This window comes from Novosphingobium sp. ES2-1 (genome assembly GCF_015169775.1).
Taxonomy (GTDB): domain Bacteria; phylum Pseudomonadota; class Alphaproteobacteria; order Sphingomonadales; family Sphingomonadaceae; genus Novosphingobium; species Novosphingobium subterraneum.
Genome location: NZ_CP063445.1, coordinates 2333213 through 2351415, shown reverse-complemented (window position 1 = coordinate 2351415; position 18203 = coordinate 2333213). Strand labels below are relative to the sequence as shown.

Annotated in this window: 15 protein-coding genes and 1 tRNA gene; 10 read left to right on the top strand and 6 right to left on the bottom strand. The window is 63.3% G+C overall.

Annotated elements, in window-relative coordinates:
- Positions 1-18: 18 nt before the first annotated feature.
- From aspS to IM701_RS11375, 7 genes are all read left to right on the top strand, one after another.
- Positions 19-1800 (top strand): aspartate--tRNA ligase, encoded by a 1782-nt coding sequence (gene aspS, locus IM701_RS11405; protein WP_193827006.1) that lies wholly within the window; start codon positions 19-21, stop codon positions 1798-1800.
- A 117-nt stretch (positions 1801-1917) separates the two neighbouring features.
- The gene (locus IM701_RS11400) at positions 1918-2154 is read left to right on the top strand and encodes an acyl carrier protein (protein ID WP_011444997.1); all 237 of its coding nucleotides are present in this window, start codon (positions 1918-1920) and stop codon (positions 2152-2154) included.
- Positions 2155-2288: 134 nt separating this feature from the next.
- The gene (gene fabF, locus IM701_RS11395; RefSeq protein WP_039334225.1) at positions 2289-3551 is read left to right on the top strand and encodes a beta-ketoacyl-ACP synthase II; all 1263 of its coding nucleotides are present in this window, start codon (positions 2289-2291) and stop codon (positions 3549-3551) included.
- A gap of 11 nt (positions 3552-3562) precedes the next feature.
- A complete protein-coding gene (gene mltG / locus IM701_RS11390; RefSeq protein WP_062347630.1) occupies positions 3563-4540 on the top strand; it encodes an endolytic transglycosylase MltG in 978 nt (325 codons plus the stop codon).
- Positions 4541-4804: 264 nt separating this feature from the next.
- Positions 4805-5332, top strand: a complete 528-nt coding sequence (locus IM701_RS11385) for a 2'-5' RNA ligase family protein (protein ID WP_230487683.1) — start codon at positions 4805-4807, stop codon at positions 5330-5332.
- On the top strand, positions 5329-6609 hold the full coding sequence (locus IM701_RS11380; RefSeq protein ID WP_193827005.1) for an adenosylmethionine--8-amino-7-oxononanoate transaminase: 1281 nt from the start codon (positions 5329-5331) through the stop codon (positions 6607-6609). Before IM701_RS11385 ends, IM701_RS11380 begins: the two co-directional genes overlap by 4 nt.
- Before the next feature lie 77 nt (positions 6610-6686).
- A tRNA-Thr gene (locus IM701_RS11375) sits at positions 6687-6762 on the top strand.
- Between the two features lie 98 nt (positions 6763-6860).
- Here the strand turns inward: IM701_RS11375 and IM701_RS11370 are convergent.
- The 6 genes from IM701_RS11370 to IM701_RS11345 all read right to left on the bottom strand — a co-directional run bounded on the left by IM701_RS11370 (position 6861) and on the right by IM701_RS11345 (position 12905).
- On the bottom strand, positions 6861-7121 hold the full coding sequence (locus IM701_RS11370; protein ID WP_193827004.1) for a hypothetical protein: 261 nt from the start codon (positions 7119-7121) through the stop codon (positions 6861-6863).
- Between the two features lie 27 nt (positions 7122-7148).
- Positions 7149-7664, bottom strand: a complete 516-nt coding sequence (locus IM701_RS11365; protein ID WP_193827003.1) for a hypothetical protein — start codon at positions 7662-7664, stop codon at positions 7149-7151.
- Positions 7665-7950: 286 nt separating this feature from the next.
- Positions 7951-9510: a carboxylesterase/lipase family protein gene (locus tag IM701_RS11360; protein WP_193827002.1), complete on the bottom strand. Its 1560-nt coding sequence runs from the start codon at positions 9508-9510 to the stop codon at positions 7951-7953.
- Positions 9507-10505 carry an alpha/beta hydrolase gene (locus tag IM701_RS11355; protein WP_193827001.1) on the bottom strand — a complete coding sequence of 333 codons (999 nt, stop codon included), beginning with the start codon at positions 10503-10505 and terminating at the stop codon, positions 9507-9509. The genes IM701_RS11360 and IM701_RS11355 overlap by 4 nt, the downstream gene beginning before the upstream one ends.
- 34 nt (positions 10506-10539) lie before the next feature.
- Complete coding sequence (locus IM701_RS11350; protein ID WP_230487682.1) at positions 10540-11043, bottom strand: DUF3237 domain-containing protein; 504 nt, start codon at positions 11041-11043, stop codon at positions 10540-10542.
- Positions 11040-12905: a bifunctional sugar phosphate isomerase/epimerase/4-hydroxyphenylpyruvate dioxygenase family protein gene (locus IM701_RS11345; RefSeq protein ID WP_370584313.1), complete on the bottom strand. Its 1866-nt coding sequence runs from the start codon at positions 12903-12905 to the stop codon at positions 11040-11042. Before IM701_RS11345 ends, IM701_RS11350 begins: the two co-directional genes overlap by 4 nt.
- A gap of 99 nt (positions 12906-13004) precedes the next feature.
- On the opposite strand from IM701_RS11345, the gene IM701_RS11340 reads away from it, so the two are divergent.
- From IM701_RS11340 to IM701_RS11330, 3 genes are all read left to right on the top strand, one after another.
- A complete protein-coding gene (locus tag IM701_RS11340; RefSeq protein ID WP_230487681.1) occupies positions 13005-13835 on the top strand; it encodes a TetR/AcrR family transcriptional regulator in 831 nt (276 codons plus the stop codon).
- Positions 13836-13908: 73 nt separating this feature from the next.
- Complete coding sequence (locus IM701_RS11335) at positions 13909-15126, top strand: MFS transporter (RefSeq protein ID WP_193827000.1); 1218 nt, start codon at positions 13909-13911, stop codon at positions 15124-15126.
- A 98-nt stretch (positions 15127-15224) separates the two neighbouring features.
- Positions 15225-18182: a TonB-dependent receptor domain-containing protein gene (locus IM701_RS11330; protein ID WP_230487680.1), complete on the top strand. Its 2958-nt coding sequence runs from the start codon at positions 15225-15227 to the stop codon at positions 18180-18182.
- Positions 18183-18203 lie beyond the last annotated feature (21 nt).

Here is an 18203-nt window from a genome sequence, read left to right as displayed (position 1 = left end):
CGATTGGAAAGAGTTTCGATGCACCTTTACCGTTCCCATACCTGCGGCGCCCTCACGCGCGGTGATGTCGGGCAGACCGTCCGCCTTTCGGGCTGGGTGCACCGCAAGCGCGATCACGGCGGCGTGCTGTTCGTCGACCTGCGCGACCACTATGGCATGACGCAGATCGTCGCCGATGCCGACAGCCCGGCGCTGCCGATCCTGGAAGCGCTGCGCGTGGAATCGGTCGTCACCATCGACGGGGAGGTCAAGGCGCGCTCGGAAGGCACTATCAATGCCAACCTGCCGACCGGCGAGATCGAAGTCTTCGCGCGTGGTGCAACGGTGCTTTCCGCCGCCGAGGAATTGCCGATGCCGGTGGCTGGCGAGCAGGAGTACCCTGAAGACATTCGCTTGCGCTATCGCTTCCTCGACCTGCGCCGCGAGACGCTGCACGCAAACATCGTCACGCGCACCAAGGTCATCTCGGACATGCGCCACCGCATGGAAGGCGCAGGGTTCACGGAATACTCGACGCCGATCCTCACCGCATCCTCGCCCGAAGGTGCGCGCGACTTCCTCGTGCCGAGCCGCATCCATCCCGGCAAGTTCTATGCACTGCCGCAGGCGCCGCAGCAGTACAAGCAGCTGCTGATGGTGGCGGGCTTCGACCGCTATTTCCAGATCGCCCCTTGCTTCCGCGACGAGGATCCGCGCGCCGACCGTCTGCCGGGCGAATTCTACCAGCTGGACCTCGAGATGAGCTTCGTGACCCAGGAAGAGGTCTGGGAGACGATGGAGCCGGTCATCGGCGGCGTATTCGAAGCATTTGCCAACGGACGCTCGGTGACGCCGACTGGCAGCTTTCCGCGCATTCCCTATGCCGAAGCGATGCTCAAGTACGGTTCGGACAAGCCGGATCTGCGCAACCCGATCATCATCTCGGATGTTTCGGAAGAATTCACCCAGTCGGGCTTTGGCCTGTTCGAGAAGATCGTCGGCACCGGTGGCGTCGTGCGTCTGATCCCGGCACCGGGCACGGCAGACAAGAGCCGCAAGTTCTTCGACGACATGAATGACTGGGCGCGGTCCGAAGGTCACGCAGGTCTGGGCTATGTCACTCGCAAGGGTGGCGAATTTGGCGGGCCGATCGCCAAGAACCACGGCGCCGACAAGATGGCCGCGCTGTTCGACAAGCTCGGTCTCGGCCCGGATGATGGCTGCTTCTTCGCTGCCGGCAAGGAGGGCCAGGCCGCCAAGCTTGCCGGTGCCGCCCGCACCCGCGTCGCCGATCAGCTTGGCTTGATCGACAAGGACCGGTTCGAGCTGTGCTGGATCGTCGACTTTCCGTTCTACGAGTGGGATGAGGAGAACAAGAAGGTCGAGTTCAGCCACAACCCGTTCTCGATGCCGCAGGGCGGGATCGAGGCGCTGAACACCCAGGACCCGCTGACGATCAACGCCTTCCAGTACGACCTCGTCTGCAACGGCTTCGAGATCGCCTCGGGTTCGATCCGCAACCAGTCGCCCGAAACGATGGTCAAGGCATTCGAGATCGTCGGTCTGTCCAAGGCTGACGTGGAAGAGCGCTTCGGCGGCCTCTATCGCGCCTTCCAGTATGGCGCGCCGCCGCATGGTGGCATGGCCGCTGGCGTCGATCGCATCGTCATGCTGATCTGCGGTGCGCAGAATCTGCGCGAGATCACGCTGTTCCCGATGAACCAGCGCGCCGAGGATCTGCTGATGGGTGCACCGTCTCCTGCCGCACTCAAGCAGCTGCGCGAGCTGAACATCCGCGTCGTCGAGCAGACAAAAGGCTGAGACGGACAGGGCGTGCGCTGAGGTGATCCACAGCGCGCCTCTTGCCAGCGCCCTTTGCGTTGATTAGGGCGAAGTCCGAAACAGATAACCAACCGCTTTCCTTCGAAGGGGCATTTCATGAGCGATACCGCCGACCGCGTTAAGAAGATCGTTGTCGAGCACCTCGGCGTCGAGGCTGACAAGGTCACCGAAGAAGCCAGCTTCATCGACGATCTGGGCGCTGACTCGCTCGACATCGTTGAGCTGGTGATGGCGTTCGAAGAAGAATTCGGCGTCGAGATCCCCGACGATGCGGCCGAGAAGATCTCGACTGTTTCGGACGCGATCAAGTACATCGACGAAAACAAGGGCTGATCGCCCACATCCCCCTATTGCCCTGAGCGTGTCGAAGGGCTGCCAAGGCACTCGATGTCGGGCAGGGGAGGACTTCGGCAGGCTCAGCCCTAATTCAGGGGCTGGGCCTGTTTGCTTATTTTCCGGAGATTTCAATGCGTCGTGTCGTCGTAACCGGACTTGGCCTCGTCACCCCGCTGGGCGCAGACGTGGAGACCGTGTGGAAGAACCTGCTCGCCGGCAAGAGCGGCGCGGGCCTGATTACCAAGTTCGACACCAGCGACCAGAAGTGCAAGATCGCCTGCGAGGTAAAGCCTGCTGACCACGAATACGGCTTTGATGCCGGAAAGCGTGTCGATCACAAGATCCAGCGTCAGGTCGATCCATTCATCGTGTTCGGCATCGATGCCGCTGGACAGGCGCTCGAAGACGCCGGCCTTGCCGACATGGACGACGATCTCAAGATGCGCACCGGCTGCTCGATCGGTTCGGGCATCGGTGGCCTTCCGGGCATCGAAAGCGAATCGATTGTCCTGCACGAGAAGGGCCCGGGCCGCGTCTCTCCGCACTTCGTCCACGGCCGCCTGATCAACCTGATCTCCGGCCAGGTTTCGATCAAGTACGGCCTGATGGGTCCAAACCACGCTGTGGTCACTGCCTGCTCGACCGGCGCGCACTCGATCGGCGATGCCGCGCGCATGATCAAGGACGGCGATGCCGACGTGATGCTGGCAGGTGGTGCGGAAAGCACCATCAACCCCTTGGGCGTGGCCGGATTCGCGCAGGCCCGCGCACTGAACTGCAGCTACAACGACCGTCCCGAAGAGGCGAGCCGTCCTTACGATAAGGACCGCGATGGCTTCGTGATGGGGGAAGGCGCAGGCGTTGTCGTGCTCGAGGAATACGAGCATGCCAAGGCGCGTGGGGCGAAGATCTACGCCGAAGTCGTCGGTTACGGCCTCTCCGGCGACGCCTACCACGTCACTGCACCCCACCCTGAAGGCAAGGGCGCCGAACTCGCGATGCGCATGGCGATGCGCAAGGCGGGTATGGAGCCGGGCGACATTGATTACGTCAACGCTCACGGCACTTCGACCATGGCCGACACGATCGAACTGGCTGCGGTCAAGCGCGTGCTCGGCGATGATCTTTCGGGCGCTTCGATGAGCAGCACCAAGTCGGCCATCGGCCACCTGCTTGGCGGTGCCGGCGCGGTCGAGACGATATTCTGCATCCTCGCCATCCGCGACCAGATCGTTCCGCCGACGCTCAACCTGCACAACCCCGACGAAGGCACCGAGGGCGTAGACCTTGTCCCGCTCAAGGCCCGCCAGCGCAAGGTGCGTGCGGCGCTGAACAATTCGTTCGGTTTTGGCGGCACCAATGCCAGCGTGATCGTCAAGGCGATCGAAGACTAAGGACGCAAGCGATGGCCCGCCGTCGTCCATCCCGGCTGCCGTTGCTTGCGGCAGCCGTCATCTTGCTTGCTCTCGCCGGCTGGCTCGTGGGTGGCTGGTACGCTTCCGGCCCCCTTGAGCAGCAGATCGAATTTGATGTTGGCGAAGGCGAGGGCCTGAGTGCTCTGGCTGACGATCTGCAAGGGCAGGGTGCGATCGGCTCGGCCACATTGTTCAAGTTGCGGGCGAAGCTGCTTGGCGGAGGCACCGACATCAAGGCAGGCTCGTTCCTGATTCCCAGACGGGCCAGCGAAGCGACCGTTCTTGAAATCCTGAAGGGTGACAAGGTCATCCGCCGCCTGATTACCGTTCCCGAGGGCATGCCGTCTATCCTCGTCGCCGAGCGCCTGTCGGCCAACAAGGATCTGACTGGCGAGATCTCCGCTCCCGAGGAAGGCTCCGTCCTGCCGGACAGCTACGACTGGCAGAAGGGCGAACCACGTGCCGCAGTGCTCAAACGCATGCAGGCAGCAATGGACAAGACGCTGGCCGAGCTTTGGGCCAAGCGCAGCCCTCGCACCGTCGCCAAGACGCCACAGGAGGCTCTGATCCTCGCCTCCATCGTCGAAAAGGAAACCGGCAAGCCCGAGGAGCGCCGCATGGTGGCCGGGCTTTACTCCAATCGCTTGCGCAAGGGCATGCTGCTGCAGGCCGATCCGACGATCATCTACCCTATCACCAAGGGCAAGCCGCTCGGGCGGCGCATTCGCCAGTCCGAAATCCAGGCCGTGAACGGATACAACACCTACACGATGGTTGGACTGCCGAAAGGCCCGATCACCAATCCGGGCCGCGACTCGATTGCCGCGGTGCTTGATCCTGCCGAAACGGAAGCATTATTCATGGTTGCCGATGGGACCGGTGGCCACGTCTTCGCAGACACCTTGCAACAGCATAACGCTAATGTTGCCAAATGGTTCGCGCTGCGCAAGGCGCGCGGCGACCTGTGACCTGGAACCGATTCGGCAGGATTTCCGATAAGCGCAGGTTCTTCCATTATTAAGTAACATCGCTTAAACCTCTGCCCCGGAGGCACGGGAGGAGCTTGCTTCTCCAGTATCCAGGGAACATTCCGGCTGTGCCGGGCAGCGGACGCGTGCCGCCGTCTCGACTTTGCCGAATGTTCCCACTTCTCCATTTCTCTTGAAATCGCTGTGAATGCTGCTCAGGCAGATGCGGTGGTATCGCATCCTTCCCGAACAGCGCCGCTGGTGGTGACGGCTAGCCTTCCGCCAGAATTGCAGGCCCGGCTTGATCGTCTGCGCCGCGCCCACTTCCCCGCGGAGCGCAACTGGATCTCGGCCCATGTCACGCTGTTCCATTCGCTGCCCCCGCAGGTTGAGGCGGAGGCGCGCGATCTGCTGTCTGGGATGGCGAGCGCCACGCCCCCGGTCGATGCGCAGTTGCGGCGCGTCATGGATCTTGGCACGGGCACCGCGTTCCTGATCGAAAGTCCTGCAATGATCGCCCTGCGCGATTCTATTGCCGAGCACTTTCATGGAATGCTGACGGTGCAGGACAGCCATCGCCCCCGTCTCCACGTGACCATACAGAACAAGGTCTCGCAAGGCGAAGCGCGTGCATTGCAAGAACTGCTGGCGCGCAATTTCGAGCCTTCCCGCTTTGCCTTTGCCGGGCTGGCGCTACACCGCTATCTGGGCGGACCATGGGAAGCGATCGGACGCTGGCCGTTTCGTGCGGCCCTTCAGCACAAGCCACGCAGGATAAGGACAGTCACATGACCGCGCCAGACTGGTTCGACAAGGGCCGGAAGCATGTGTGGCTCCCGTACACCCAGATGCAGACTGCCAGAGCTCCCCTGCCGGTGGCATCTGCGGCCGGTACTCGGCTTCGTCTCTCCGACGGAAGGGAGCTGATAGACGGCATTTCCAGCTGGTGGGCCTGTGTTCATGGCTACCGCCACCCGCATATCGAGGCTGCGGTACGTCGCCAGCTTGAGACGTTGCCCCATGTCATGCTTGGCGGTCTGGCCCATGAGCAGGCCTATACCTTGGCACAACGGCTCGCTGCATTGCTGCCCGGCGATCTGGACCACGTCTTTTTCAGCGACTCCGGTTCGGTCGCCGTCGAAGTCGCAATGAAAATGGCTTCGCAATATTGGCTCAATCGCGGACGGCGCCGAGTGAAGTTCCTCTGCTTCAAGGGCGGCTATCACGGCGATACCTTCGCAACGATGAGCGTTTGCGATCCCGACGAAGGCATGCACAGCCTGTTCAAGGGCGCATTGCTTGAACAGATCGTGGTCAACCTCCCCACGAACGCTGCGCAAGAGGCTGCGCTCGGCGAACTGCTGGAGCAGCATGGCAAGGATCTTGCCGGCATTGTTGTCGAGCCCCTAGTGCAGGGTGCGGGCGGCATGGTCTTTCACGATCCGTTTACATTGCAGGCTCTTCGGCGCCTTGCAGATACCCACGAACTCCTGCTGATCTTCGACGAGATTTTCGTGGGGCTTGGACGGCTTGGCGACGCGATGTTTGCCTGTGAGATCGCGGGCGTGCAGCCTGACATCGTCACGTTGTCCAAAGCCTTGACCGGCGGGACGCTGCCACTTGCGGCCACGATCGCCAGTCGCCGTATCCACGAAGGCTTCCTGTCCGACGATCCGATGCATGCTTTGATGCATGGGCCGACCTATATGGGCAATGCCCTGGGTTGTGCAGCGGCCAATGCTTCGCTTGATCTTTTCGAACAGGAACCGCGTCTTGCCCAGGCCCGCGCAATCGGTCGTCAGCTTCAGGCGTTGCTCGAACCTGCCCGGGAATTGCCTGGGGTAAGGGACGTGCGCGTGCGCGGTGCGATCGGCGTGATCCAGCTGGATGGTCCTGCGCCCGCCGACCGCCTTTCCGAAAGCTGCATCGCAAGTGGTGTCTGGCTTCGCCCGTTCCGAGATATCCTGTACACCACGCCCCCGCTTGTCGCCCAAGAGGAGGATGTTGCGCACATCGCAAATGCCATGGTTGCGGCTGTCAGCGAATGGAGCGCCGACCGGGCAACGTGAATCGCTCCGGCGCGAGGCGAAAAAGGGTTGCCTAGCACCCGGGTGCTGGCTAAACGGCGCCCCTGCCCAAGAGGCACGCCGCTTTAGCTCAGTTGGTAGAGCACATCATTCGTAATGATGGGGTCACGTGTTCGAGTCACGTAAGCGGCACCACCTTCTTTAAGGTGCTTTCCAAGGAAAATCATCGGCTTCCTACCAACGGGCGTTAGCACCATGCGCTGCGGTCGGGCCTGCTATGGGAAGGGCCGCCACTATTCATCTCGGGCCTCGGGACCTCCTGCGATTCCCAACCGTTCGCTTTGGAAAAAACCGAGCCACAGTTCACGCCCCACCAAGGCGGCTGCCGACAGGCCGTTAAATTGCTGGCGCGGGGTGCCATAGGCGAAAGTTGCGATGCGTCCCGTGCCCGTGTCGAGTTCGCCGACGATCCAGCCTCGCTTGCAGAGCATCGGGTCCGCTTCTCCCTTCACGACCTTGCGAAGGCCGCCGCAGGCCGGTTCGTCGAGCCGCATGCCGGCCAGCAGAAGGTGTCCGCCCGTTCAGTGGATATTGTCCGGCATGAAGTCCGGCGCGGTGATGCGAGCTAGCGGGCGGCGCGTGTCCTTTCGTTCGAAGACGACGACGGCATGCCAGCCAAACGCCACCACATAGAAGCGGCGCTGGTCGGGATCGACTTCGATGCCGTTGTTGCCGGGGAGTTCAGTGCCGGGCAAGAGCCGAAATTGGTGGTCTGCGGGACCGCGTTGCCAGACGGCACCTGTCTTCCGGCCCAGCATGAAATCGCCGATCGTGGTGCCCGGGCGGGTGAGCACCGTGACCAGCATGGTCCCATCCGCGAATTGCGCGACGCTGTTGCCGATTTGTCCTGCGGGCATGACGACGCAGCCGCGCCACAGGAGGTTCGGCTCCTTGCCTTGTTCCAGCGTTACATCGAACGCCTCGATCGATTCCCGCCCGCCATGGTTGACGACGAACAGTCGGAAATGGCCGGCGGCGAGGGGCGCAGCGACAGCCCGCGGGTGTTGAACAAGGCAGGGTCTGGCGGGCCTGGGCAATCAGGGAAGGCTTCCGCGTCGGGGGCAAGCTGGCTTTCCTCGCCAGTATACCATTGTCGGTAGGATCGTGTACGGGCGTCGACCAGTTTCAGGCCGGCGCCTTTCGCAAATCCGCTTACGACCAACCATGACGTGCCGGGCACGGCAAGCAAATCTTCCGGCTTCTGCAGGCCGCAGAGATAGGTAAGCTCTGCATCGGGACTGCATTCGGCGGGCTGACCACGTCCCGGCGCAGAGGCGAGCAGTGCCACAAGTCCCGCGCAGATAAGCCTGTAGAATGGGCGCATCAGTCTCGCGGCCGTGAGGATGCCGGTCGGGTTGGCGCTTTGCCATCCCGCAGCAGGGCAAAGTCGCTAAGATGCGGCCAGGTTACCACCGACGATTTTTCCCCAAGCCAGACGAGTTGCGGCTTTTCCGGCCTGAACGCGGGCCATGAGCCGACCGTGGTGCTGGCAGGAACGCCGGTGCGGGCGAACGAGAGCAGCGCCCCTGCCATCTCGTTCTCGAGCGACTCATCGGTTGGCTCCCAGATGCGGGTCTGGCGGAACAGGTTGAGCGAATCTCGCGTGCGCAGCCAGTAGGGCACGTCGCCGGTGTGGTAGGCCCCGACCGTGGCCGGATCGTGATCGCTGAACCTGATACCCGGCGCATAGGGCTGGCGTCGGGTGAACAGATAGGCATAGGTGGGTGCTCTTCCATACTTGCGCTGCGCCAGCGCCCAGTCACCCATCTGCAGGCCCACCGAGCCATCGCGCGCGATGTCGGTAGCGGCGCGCGGGCCGCTTGAAGCATATGCCTTCAGGATCGCGTCGGCGCTCGCTGGATAGCGTTCGCGGACGGCGGCAGCGAGGCCGAGGCTGTTGTCCGCAGGTGCGAAGGGGCGAAAGCTCTCGTCGCGGGTGTAGCCGATCAGTATCGGAACGTCGGACTGTTGGCGCGCAGCGAAAACCTCTTCGTTGGAGCCGGTGACGACCTTGCCGTCGCGGACGATAGGACTTCGGGGCGTTGTTGCGGAAATGATGCGGTCACCGGGGAGGCCGCGCATTTCGGTTAGCGAGGCTGCACCAAGTTCCTTTTGCAGGGCAAGGCCCTGCTCTTCCGCCGTGGCCAGCGAGATGGGGCCGAGCATGCCACCGAACGCGCTGCCGCTCATGGCAACGGCCTTTGCAAACAGGCCCTTGGCGAGCGGAGATGCCTGCAGCAGCGAGACTGACATTGCCCCTGCCGATTGGCCGACAATGGTGACATTGGCAGGATCTCCACCGAACCTGGCGATATTGCGCTGAACCCATTGCAGCGCGGCGATTTGGTCCATCAAGCCATAGTTGCCCGAAGTGCCCGCTTCGCCGGTAAGGTCTGGGTGGGCAAGAAAGCCCAGCGCACCGACGCGATAGGCGAGGTTGACCCGGACCACTCCATCGCGCGCCAGTGGTGCGCCCGAATAGTTTGCCATCGAGGCCGAGCCGATGTTGAAACCGCCGCCGTAGATCCACACCACGACGGGGGCCTTGGCGGCATTCTTCGGGGCCCAGATGTTGAGGTAGAGGCAGTCCTCGCTGGTCGCCTCGTTGCCGAAGTAATGGTTCTGGAGCGAACCGCGCAGGGGCTGGAGGCATTCGGGGGCGAAGCGGTCGGCGTGGCGAAGGCCCGACCAGGGCTCCACCGGCTGTGGTGACTTCCAGCGCAGTTCACGCAGGGGCGGCGCGGCAAAGGGCACGCCGAGCCATGCTTCGATTCCGGAGGGGAGGGTGACGCCTTCGATCTGACCGCCGTCGACTTCGATTGGCTCGGCCAGCGCCGACTGTGCGGCGGCGAGGGACAGTGCCGCGATCAGCTTGCGGATCACTTGCGCGGCACCCCCAGCTTGTCGTGGAAGAAATCGAAGGTCGCGTTCATCGCCTTGAGCGAGGTGCGGCGGGTATCGTCGGGCGTCGCTCCCATGAAGCTGTGGTCGATGCCGGGGTAGTAGGTGGCGCTCACAGGAACGCCTGCGGCCTTCAGCGCGGCTTCGAGCTGTTGCGACTGGCCAACGGGCACGACCTTGTCGTCCACGCCGTGGAGCAGGAGAACCGGTGCGTCCTTGACATCGACATAGCTGATCGGGCTGGCGGCGCGGATGGCTTCGGGCGTGCAGGTGCTGTCCTTGCAGCCGAGCAGGCGCTGCTCGGCAGAATCCTTCTGCGTTATGCGCGGCATCGTGGCGAAATCGTGGATGCCATACCAAGCGGCGGTGGCTTGCACGCAGCCATCATTGGCCGAGGCGGGATCGAGCGTGGCGTCGATCTTGCCGTCGGTGCAGGCAAGGCCCGTAAGTGCAGCGAGCTGGCCCCCCGCCGAACCGCCGAACACGCCGACGCGCGATGGGTCGATGTGATATTGCGCTGCATTCTGGCGCAGGAAGCGCAGGGCGGCAAAGATATCCTTGGCCTGCGCCGGGAAGGTGGCCTCGCCCGACAGGCGATATTCGACGCTGGCGACGGTGAAGCCCTCGGCGGCAAAGGCGGCGAGCATCTTCGGGAAATTGTCGAAGGCACCTGACTGGCGGGTATGGCCTCCCATCCAGCCACCGCCGTGAATATAGAGCACAAGCGGATGCGGGCCTTTGCCGGCGGGCACATAGATGTCGACGATCTGCGGGCGGTAGCCGGGGTTGACCTGATAGGTCACGTCCCGCCACGCCTTGACCCCGCCGGGAAAGGCGACCGCCACCTGCGGGAACTTGTCGGCCATCGACGGTTCGGGATTGACCGGGACGGAGCGCTCAGCGGGTGTCTTGGCGCTGGTGGGCGCGGCGACCAGGGCAGCGCAGGCGAACGCCGCCAGTGGGGTGAAACGGGCCATCTTGTCCTCTCCTTTGTCTGTTCTCGTTGCGCGTTCAGCTGGCGCGGTAGAAGCGGATGCGCACCGCGCGCTTGCCACCGGGCAGGCTCACCGGATCGAGCGTGCCGATGAAGCAGCCTTGCGAGAGCCAGTCGTACTTGCCCTGCGGCGCTTCGAAGACGGGGTGGGTACGGACGACTGCCTTGGGGTCCTTGGCGCGGCAACTGACGCCGGTGTTGACGACGTTGATCACGGCACCGTCATCGGTGCGCAGCATGTAATCAGCCTTGATCTGCAGGCAGCCATCGGCGCGCCGCAATTGCCAGTCCCAGCCACCGCCCATTATCGTGCCGCGAATGCCGGGGCCTTCGAAGGTGCCGCCGGTAATGGGCACGATGTTGCGGGTGCCAAGCGAGGTCTGGCCGACAGTCACATCGGCATCGAGCGTGACCGTTTCCTCGAAGGCGAATTCGAGCGCGGGTTCAGCGGCGTGCGCGCTTGTGGCAGTTGCCAGCGCGGCGGTGGCTATCGTGGCGATCAGGCGCATGAGCTTCTTCAATCGAGATATTCGGGTTTGTGTCTGGCCTGCGCGGCAAGGCGGATCGGGGCATTGGCTGCACCGTATCCGGCGTATCCGCGTCGCTCGACCACTTCGAAGAAGACGCGTCGGGCGAAGGCGCGACTGTAGAACTGGAAGTATTCCGCCTCGCCGTCGCAGTCGTAGAGGATGCCGAGCCGAGCCATCCGCTCGATCAGTCCGGGATCCAGTCCCCAGCGCGCTTCGAGATCGTCATAGTAGTTGCGCGGAATTTCGAGGACGGGCAGGCCATCGGCGCGGGCAGCTTCGGCTACGGCGAAGACATCGGACGTGGCAAACGCGATATGCTGCACCCCCGCACCGAAATAGTTCTGCACGAATCGCGAAGTCAGCGACTGGCTGGCGAGCGAGCCGTTGAGCGTGAAACGTACCGAACGATCGGCGTTTTCAACCGCCTGACTCTGCACGAGGCCCATCGGGTCGGCGATCTCGAGCTGGGGCGTCTTTTCAACGTCCAGCAGGGCGACGTAGAACAGCAGCCAGCTGAGGAATTCCTCGTACTGCATGGTCTGCGCAATGTGGTCGACGCCGTTCAGCAGTGGCGCGGCTTCGGGTTCGAGAGCGTGAGGGAACTCATGAGCCCACATCGCCTCGCGGCTGGCTGCATCGACGAGGTAGATCAGGCTGCCTCCGACGCCGCGCACGCTCGGGATCGGCCATTCGTCGGGGCCGACTGCCTGCTCGAACCGCGGGACGCGCAGAAAGTCGGCGCGAGAAAGCGCTGCGGGAACGTCCGGCACGGTAAGTCCGAGCGCGCAGACGGCGGCGCCGTGGACCATGTCAAAGCTGTGGGCGAGGCCTTCGGGCTCGCAATTCACGACGATGCTCGCCGCGCCTTGCGTCCAGCGGGTAACGTCCTTGCTGCGATGGCGCGCGGTGGGTCGGAAGCCGAGCGGGCGGAGCATCGCGCCAAGTGCCTCGGCTTCTTCGTGGCTGGCGGCAAATTCGATGAACTCGACGCCCGTGGTGGTGGCCCGCGGCGGCAACGTGGGGGCAGCGGCAGAGGGCTTCGCAATTCCGCCCTCCAGAAGGCGCAGTGAGCGATAGCCATCGAGCGCCACGCCGCTGGCCGAACCTGCGCGGAAGCGGTCGTTGAAGATCTCGAGGCTCCAATACCCGTCGTAGCCGATCTTGCGGATCGCCTGCGCCCAATCATCGAGTGGAAAGTCGCCTTGGCCCGGCATCGAGCGGAAGTGGCGGCTCCACTGCAGAAGGTCCATGTCGAGCACCGGGGCGTCGGCTACTTGCACAATGAACAGCTTGTCGGCGCGGATATCGCCAATGCTGGAGGAGGGGATGCGGCGCGAGAGCGAGTGGAAGCTATCGAGCACGAGGCCGATGGCCGGGTGATCCACGTCGCGCACGATGCTCCAGGCATCGCGGTGATCGTTGACGTGGCGGCCCCAAGCAAGCGCTTCGTAGCCGATGCGCAGGCCGCGTGCGGCGGCGCGTTCCCCGGCTTCGTGAAGATCGGCGATGGTGTGGGCGCGATCGGCTGAAGCGATGGGTGAGCAGCTTGAGCAGAGCAGGAGCAGATCGGTGCCAAGTTCCTGCATGACGTCGAACTTGCGCTCGAGCCGGTCGAACGCCCGGGTGCGCTGCGGTTCGGGCAATCCGTCGAGATCGCGGAACGGCTGGAACATCGTGCAGACAAGGCCGAGATCAGCCATCATGCTTGAAATGTCGCGTGCCGAGAGGTGCGTCGAAAGAAGGTCGTTCTCGAAGATCTCGGCCCCGTCGTATCCGGCAGCAGCGATGGCCTGCAGCTTGGCATCGAGCGTACCACTGATCGAAACGGTGGCGATGGACGTCTTGATGGGCACTGCAGGCTCTCCGTCGCCTCGGCTCTTGCGAGGTTGACATCTATAAATGTTAGGGACTAGTTCGTTACATAAATGGAGTGCGGGCGCAAGGGGAGGAATGTGAAGGGAATTTCTGATGCGGTGGCCGGAACGGCGCTTATGGGCGGGGAAAACCTGCGCGCGCGCTGTGTCACGGGCAGACCGCAGCCGAAAATCCCGCTAGCATCGCTGCCAACGGGGCAGGCGCTCGATGGCGAGCGAGAGGACCTCGTGCCAGTCGCGGAGACCACCATCTTGCCCGAGAGCGAAATAGCGAAGAAGCCGGAACGCCGGAGTCGCGCGGAAAGCCGCGAGCAGGCGATCAACCAGATCATCGACATCGCCACCAACGAATTTGTCGAGAAGGGCCTGGCCGGGGCGAGGATCGACGAGATCGCGGGCAAGGCGACCAAGCGCAAGATCTACTATTACTTCGAAGGCAAGGACGAGCTTTATCGTGCCGTCCTGCAACGCGCTTATGCTCGCGTCCGCGAGAGCGAGGCCGAAGTCGACATCGAGAGCGGCAGCGCTACCGACGCGCTGCGCCGTCTGATCGAGCATGACGTGCGCTATCACGCGCGCCATCCTGAACTGGTGCGACTGGTGATGAACGAGAACATCCACCGCGCCGAACATCTCAAGCAGATCGAGGGCCTGCCCCAAGGCAACCGCCGGGTCATCGGCATCCTCGAAAGCATCATCGCCCGGGGACAGGCGGAAGGTACTTTCCGCGATGGCATCGACCCGGTGGACCTGCATCTCAATCTGACCGCATTGAGTTTCTACAACGTCTCCAACCAGTTCACCTTCGCGCACAACTTCGGGGTGGACATGACCAGCCCCGAGGCGATCGAGCGACGGGCAGGGCAGGTGGCGGACATCATTCTGGCCTGGGTGACGAAGAAGGACTGACCGGCCGGGCAGCTATTGCTGCTCGTCCATGGATCGGCCGGACGTCTGCCCTTGCGCCAAAAGGAGAGGACGAATGGCACTTCCCGCACCCGATTCCATGGCCGACGGCCCCACGGAGTGGTCGCGCAAGGCCTTGGGCATCGTTGCTCTGTGCTTCGCGATCAACATGGCCGACGGCGTGGACGTGACGATCCTGTCGTTTATTGCTCCGCGACTGCAGGCGGAATGGGGCATTGGCGCAGCAACGATGGGCAACCTGTTCAGCGCTGGCCTTCTCGGCATGGCCATCGGCGGCATGTTCATTGCCCCGCTGGCTGATCGGCTTGGGCGGCGCGCGGTTATCCTTGCGGCGCTGTGCCTGATGTCGGTCGGCATGTTCGCCAGCAGTATCGCTCCGAACGTGCCATTCCTGTTCGCGATGCGGGTAATCGTGGGCTCGGGCATCGGAACGGTGCTCGCGGCGATGGCGGCGCTTGCCGCGGAGAGCGCGCCTCCCGCACAGCGCAATCTGGCGGTGGGCGTGGTACAGGCAGGGTATCCCTTCGCGGCGGTGTTCACCGGGCTGATCGTGGCGCATGCGCTTCCGATCCATGGCTGGCAGGCCATGCTGCTGGGCGCTGCGGTGCTGACGGTGGCGCTGTTGCCGGCAGCGTGGCTGGTCCTGCCTCATGTGAAACCTGAGGCGAGCCAGGGGCGCGCCTCGGCGGGCAAGGTAGGCCAGTTGTTTGCTCCGGCCCTGCGCGCACGGACCATCGCCCTGTGGTGTGCCGTGTTCTTCGGACTGATGGTGCTCTACTTCATCGTCAGCTGGATCCCGAAGCTGTCGATCGCGGCGGGCCTTTCGGAGACCAACGGTATTTACGCTGGCGCGCTCTACAACCTTGGTGCCTTCGTCGGCACGATGGCGATGAGCGTCCTTGCCTTGCGCGTGCCGCTGGGAAAGCTGGTTCCCGTGATGCTGACCGGCGCGGGCGTGGCGATGGTGGTTTTCGGATCGATCGCAATGCCGGTGTGGCTGACGCTGGTCGTCGCCTTCGTGATCGGCGTGACCCTGCAGGGGGGATACAATGGCGTCTGGCCGATCGCGGCGGGCGCCTATCCCGGCGAGGTGCGCGCCACCGGCGTGGGTTGGGCCATTGGCGTGGGCCGGGGCGGGGCGGTGATCGGCCCGATGCTGGGCGGCTACCTGATGGCGGCAAACGCACCGTTACCGGCGCTTTTCGGAGCCTACTGCGCGCCCTTGCTCATCTGTGCGGCAGCAGCGTTTCTGGTGGAACGCCACAAAGTGTAACTAACCAGTAACAAGTTATTTGACAGGGACTAGTTCGTCACATAAATGAACCCTCGGTGAAGGGCGGCGAATCCAGCTGCCCCTGGAGGAGGATGACCATGAATTTGAGGGGCACTCGCCTTGCGTTTTCCGCGTCCCTGTTGACCGTAGCTGCCGCGCTCTCTGCGCCCGCGCTCGCTCAGGATGCGGCCCAGAATGGTGCAGAGGACCAAGCTGCTGAAGCGCCGGGCGACACCAAGGAAATCATCGTTACCGGCTCGCTGATCGCGCGACCGAACAACACCGCCGTCAGCCCGATCGTCTCGGTGGGCGAGACCGCGCTCAAGGAGACCGGACAGGTCAACCTGCAGGACGCGCTGAACCAGTTTCCGAGCTTCACGACCGCGGGCAACGCCAACACCGGCGGGCAGGGCACGGGTGGCCGCGCATCGGTCAACCTCCATGGCCTTGGCACCAACCGCAATCTCGTGCTGCTTGATGGCAAGCGCCTGCCGCTGTCGGATATCAATGGCAACGTGGACATCAACATCCTGCCTGAATCGATCATGGGTGGTGTCGACATCATCACGGGCGGCGCGTCGGCTATCTACGGTTCCGATGCCATCTCGGGTGTCGTCAACTTCAAGACCCAGCGCGCTTTCGACGGCGTGCGCATCGACGTGCAGAACTCGATCAGCGACCGCGGCGATGCCTACAAGTTCAACGGCTCGCTCGCTTTCGGATCGAGCTTTGCCGAGGATCGTGGTCACGTCATGGCGGCGTTCAGCTATGCTCATCAGGACCAGGTGAACGGCTCGACCCGCGACTTCTTCTTCGACAAGACGCCCTCGTCGTTCATCGGCAACGGCACCTTCGTGCCGAGCGCGACCAATGCTCCTGACGCGGCAGTCGTGTCGGCCGTATTTTCGGGATACGGCATCAGCAATCTGCCCGCCAATTTCCAGCTGCTGAACCTCGGTTTCAACAATGATGGGACGTTGTTCACGCAGACCGGTGCGCGCAACTACAAGGGTCCCAACGGCTCAAACGGCTACCTGATCGTCGGCAACAACGTGCGCATGCCGGTCGGCCAGCAGATCGATTTCGCCAATGGCCTCAAGCGCAAGACTGCCTTCGTCAAGGCCGACTACGACCTTGCGCCGGGCCTCACCGCCTATGGCCAGTTCATGTACGTCGACCTTTCGGTCAAGACTGCGTCAGGCGGCAGCCTCACCCAGTTCGGTTCACTGACCACGATCCCGGTCACCAATCCGTTCATCCCGCAGGACCTTCGCACGATCCTCGCTTCGCGCCCCAACCCTAATGCGCCGTTCACTTGGAATGGCCGCTACGTTGGCGTGCCTTACAAGAACTGGGACGAGAACTACGTCGTCCAGCAGTACATGGCCGGCCTGAAGGGGGACATCACCTCGGGCTGGTCGTTCGATCTCTATGCATCCTACGACCAGTCGGTCCATGACCAGCAGCTCAACGACGCCGTGGTCAAGAGCCGCGTCCAGACCTTGCTGAACGCGGCTGACGGTGGCCGTTCGCTTTGCACCGGCGGCTTCAACATCTTCGGTGATGCCAACGCCCGCTCGCTGTCGCAGGCCTGCGTGGACTACATCACCAAGACCGCATTCTCGAAGGAGAAGCTGTCCCAGACGCAGGCCCAGTTGCAGGTCAACGGCAAGCTGTTCGATCTTGGCGCTGGCCCTGCCCAGATCGCCTTCGTCGCAGGCTATCGCAGGAACAGCTACAACTACATTCCAGACAGCGATCTTCGCGCCCAGAACATCGAATCCGTGATTGCCTCGCAGCCCGCCTCGGGTCGCATCTCCGTGAAGGAATTTGCTGCGCAGGTTGACGTACCGCTGATCGCCGACAAGCCGTTCATCGAGGAATTCGGCATCGGCGGCGCGATCCGCTACTCCGACTATTCGGTCACCGGCGGGGTCACCAGCTACGAAGTCGACGCCCGCTGGAAGCCGGTGGAGCCGCTGCTGTTCCGTGGCAGCTACCAGCGCGCGGTGCGTGCGCCGAACATCGGCGAACTGTTCTCGCCGCAGCAGGGCAACCAGCTGGTGATCGGCACGCCGCCAAGCGCACTGGGCGATCCTTGCGATATCCGCTCGACCGCGCGCACGGGTGCCAACGGTGCCAAGGTTGCAGAACTCTGCGTTGCACAGGGCATTCCGCAGGCTGCAATCTCCAGCTACACCTTCCCGACCACGGCCACCGGCCAGCTCGTCTCGGGCAACACCAACCTGACGGCCGAACGCGCCGATACCTACAATTTCGGCTTCGTGCTCAATTCGCCCTTCCAGAGCGGGCTTCTGTCGGACTTCACGCTTTCGGTCGACTACTACAATATCGCGGTCAAGAACGTGATCTCGACCGTGCCCGGCCTGACCGTGCTGTCGAAGTGCTTCAACCTCGATGGCTCGAACCCCAGCTACGACAAGACCAACCTCTATTGCGGCCTGCTCTCGCGCGATAACTCGGGGCAGCTGGTCAACGTCGCCACGCCGTTCCTCAACCTTGGATCGGTCAAGACCGATGGCGTCGAGGCGCAGGTGAACTGGACAGTGCCGTCACCGATCCTGCGTGGAGACAGCGGTCGTCTGTTCGTGAACGCGGCCGTGGGCTGGCTGCACAAGTACAAGCTGCAGCTGATCCCTGGCGCGGCAGAGCTCGACTACACGGGCATCAGCAACGGTGCGGCAGGTGTCAGCAGCCTTCCGCCGCGCGCCACGCCGAAATGGAAGTCGGTCACCAGCTTCGGCTACCGTTCGGACGCCACCACGCTCGGCCTTCGCTGGCGTTACCAGAGCGCGATGAAGGACACGACCTCGGTCCTTACTCCTGCCACCGCCCAGGTTGGCGTGGGTGCCTATGCGCTGTGGGACATGTTCGGCACTGTTCGCGTCAACAAGTCGATCGAGTTTCGCGCCGGCGTGAACAACCTGTTCGATCGCGGCCTGCCCTTCGTGGCGAGCTCGCAGAATGGCACGGACGTTGCGCTCTACGATCCGATCGGTCGCTCGTTCTATCTTGGCGCACGCGTAAACTTCTGATCCACCCTATGTCCCGGCATC

Bases quoted from the DNA above. Each gene is read 5' to 3' on its own strand.
- IM701_RS11330 (WP_230487680.1), top strand. From the start codon at position 15,225: ATGAATTTGAGGGGCACTCGCCTTGCGTTTTCCGCGTCCCTGTTGACC.
- mltG (WP_062347630.1), top strand. From the start codon at position 3,563: ATGGCCCGCCGTCGTCCATCCCGGCTGCCGTTGCTTGCGGCAGCCGTC.
- IM701_RS11335 (WP_193827000.1), top strand. From the start codon at position 13,909: ATGGCACTTCCCGCACCCGATTCCATGGCCGACGGCCCCACGGAGTGG.
- IM701_RS11380 (WP_193827005.1), top strand. From the start codon at position 5,329: ATGACCGCGCCAGACTGGTTCGACAAGGGCCGGAAGCATGTGTGGCTC.
- IM701_RS11400 (WP_011444997.1), top strand. From the start codon at position 1,918: ATGAGCGATACCGCCGACCGCGTTAAGAAGATCGTTGTCGAGCACCTC.
- IM701_RS11355 (WP_193827001.1), bottom strand. From the start codon at position 10,505: ATGGCCCGTTTCACCCCACTGGCGGCGTTCGCCTGCGCTGCCCTGGTC.
- aspS (WP_193827006.1), top strand. From the start codon at position 19: ATGCACCTTTACCGTTCCCATACCTGCGGCGCCCTCACGCGCGGTGAT.
- fabF (WP_039334225.1), top strand. From the start codon at position 2,289: ATGCGTCGTGTCGTCGTAACCGGACTTGGCCTCGTCACCCCGCTGGGC.
- IM701_RS11370 (WP_193827004.1), bottom strand. From the start codon at position 7,121: ATGCGGCTCGACGAACCGGCCTGCGGCGGCCTTCGCAAGGTCGTGAAG.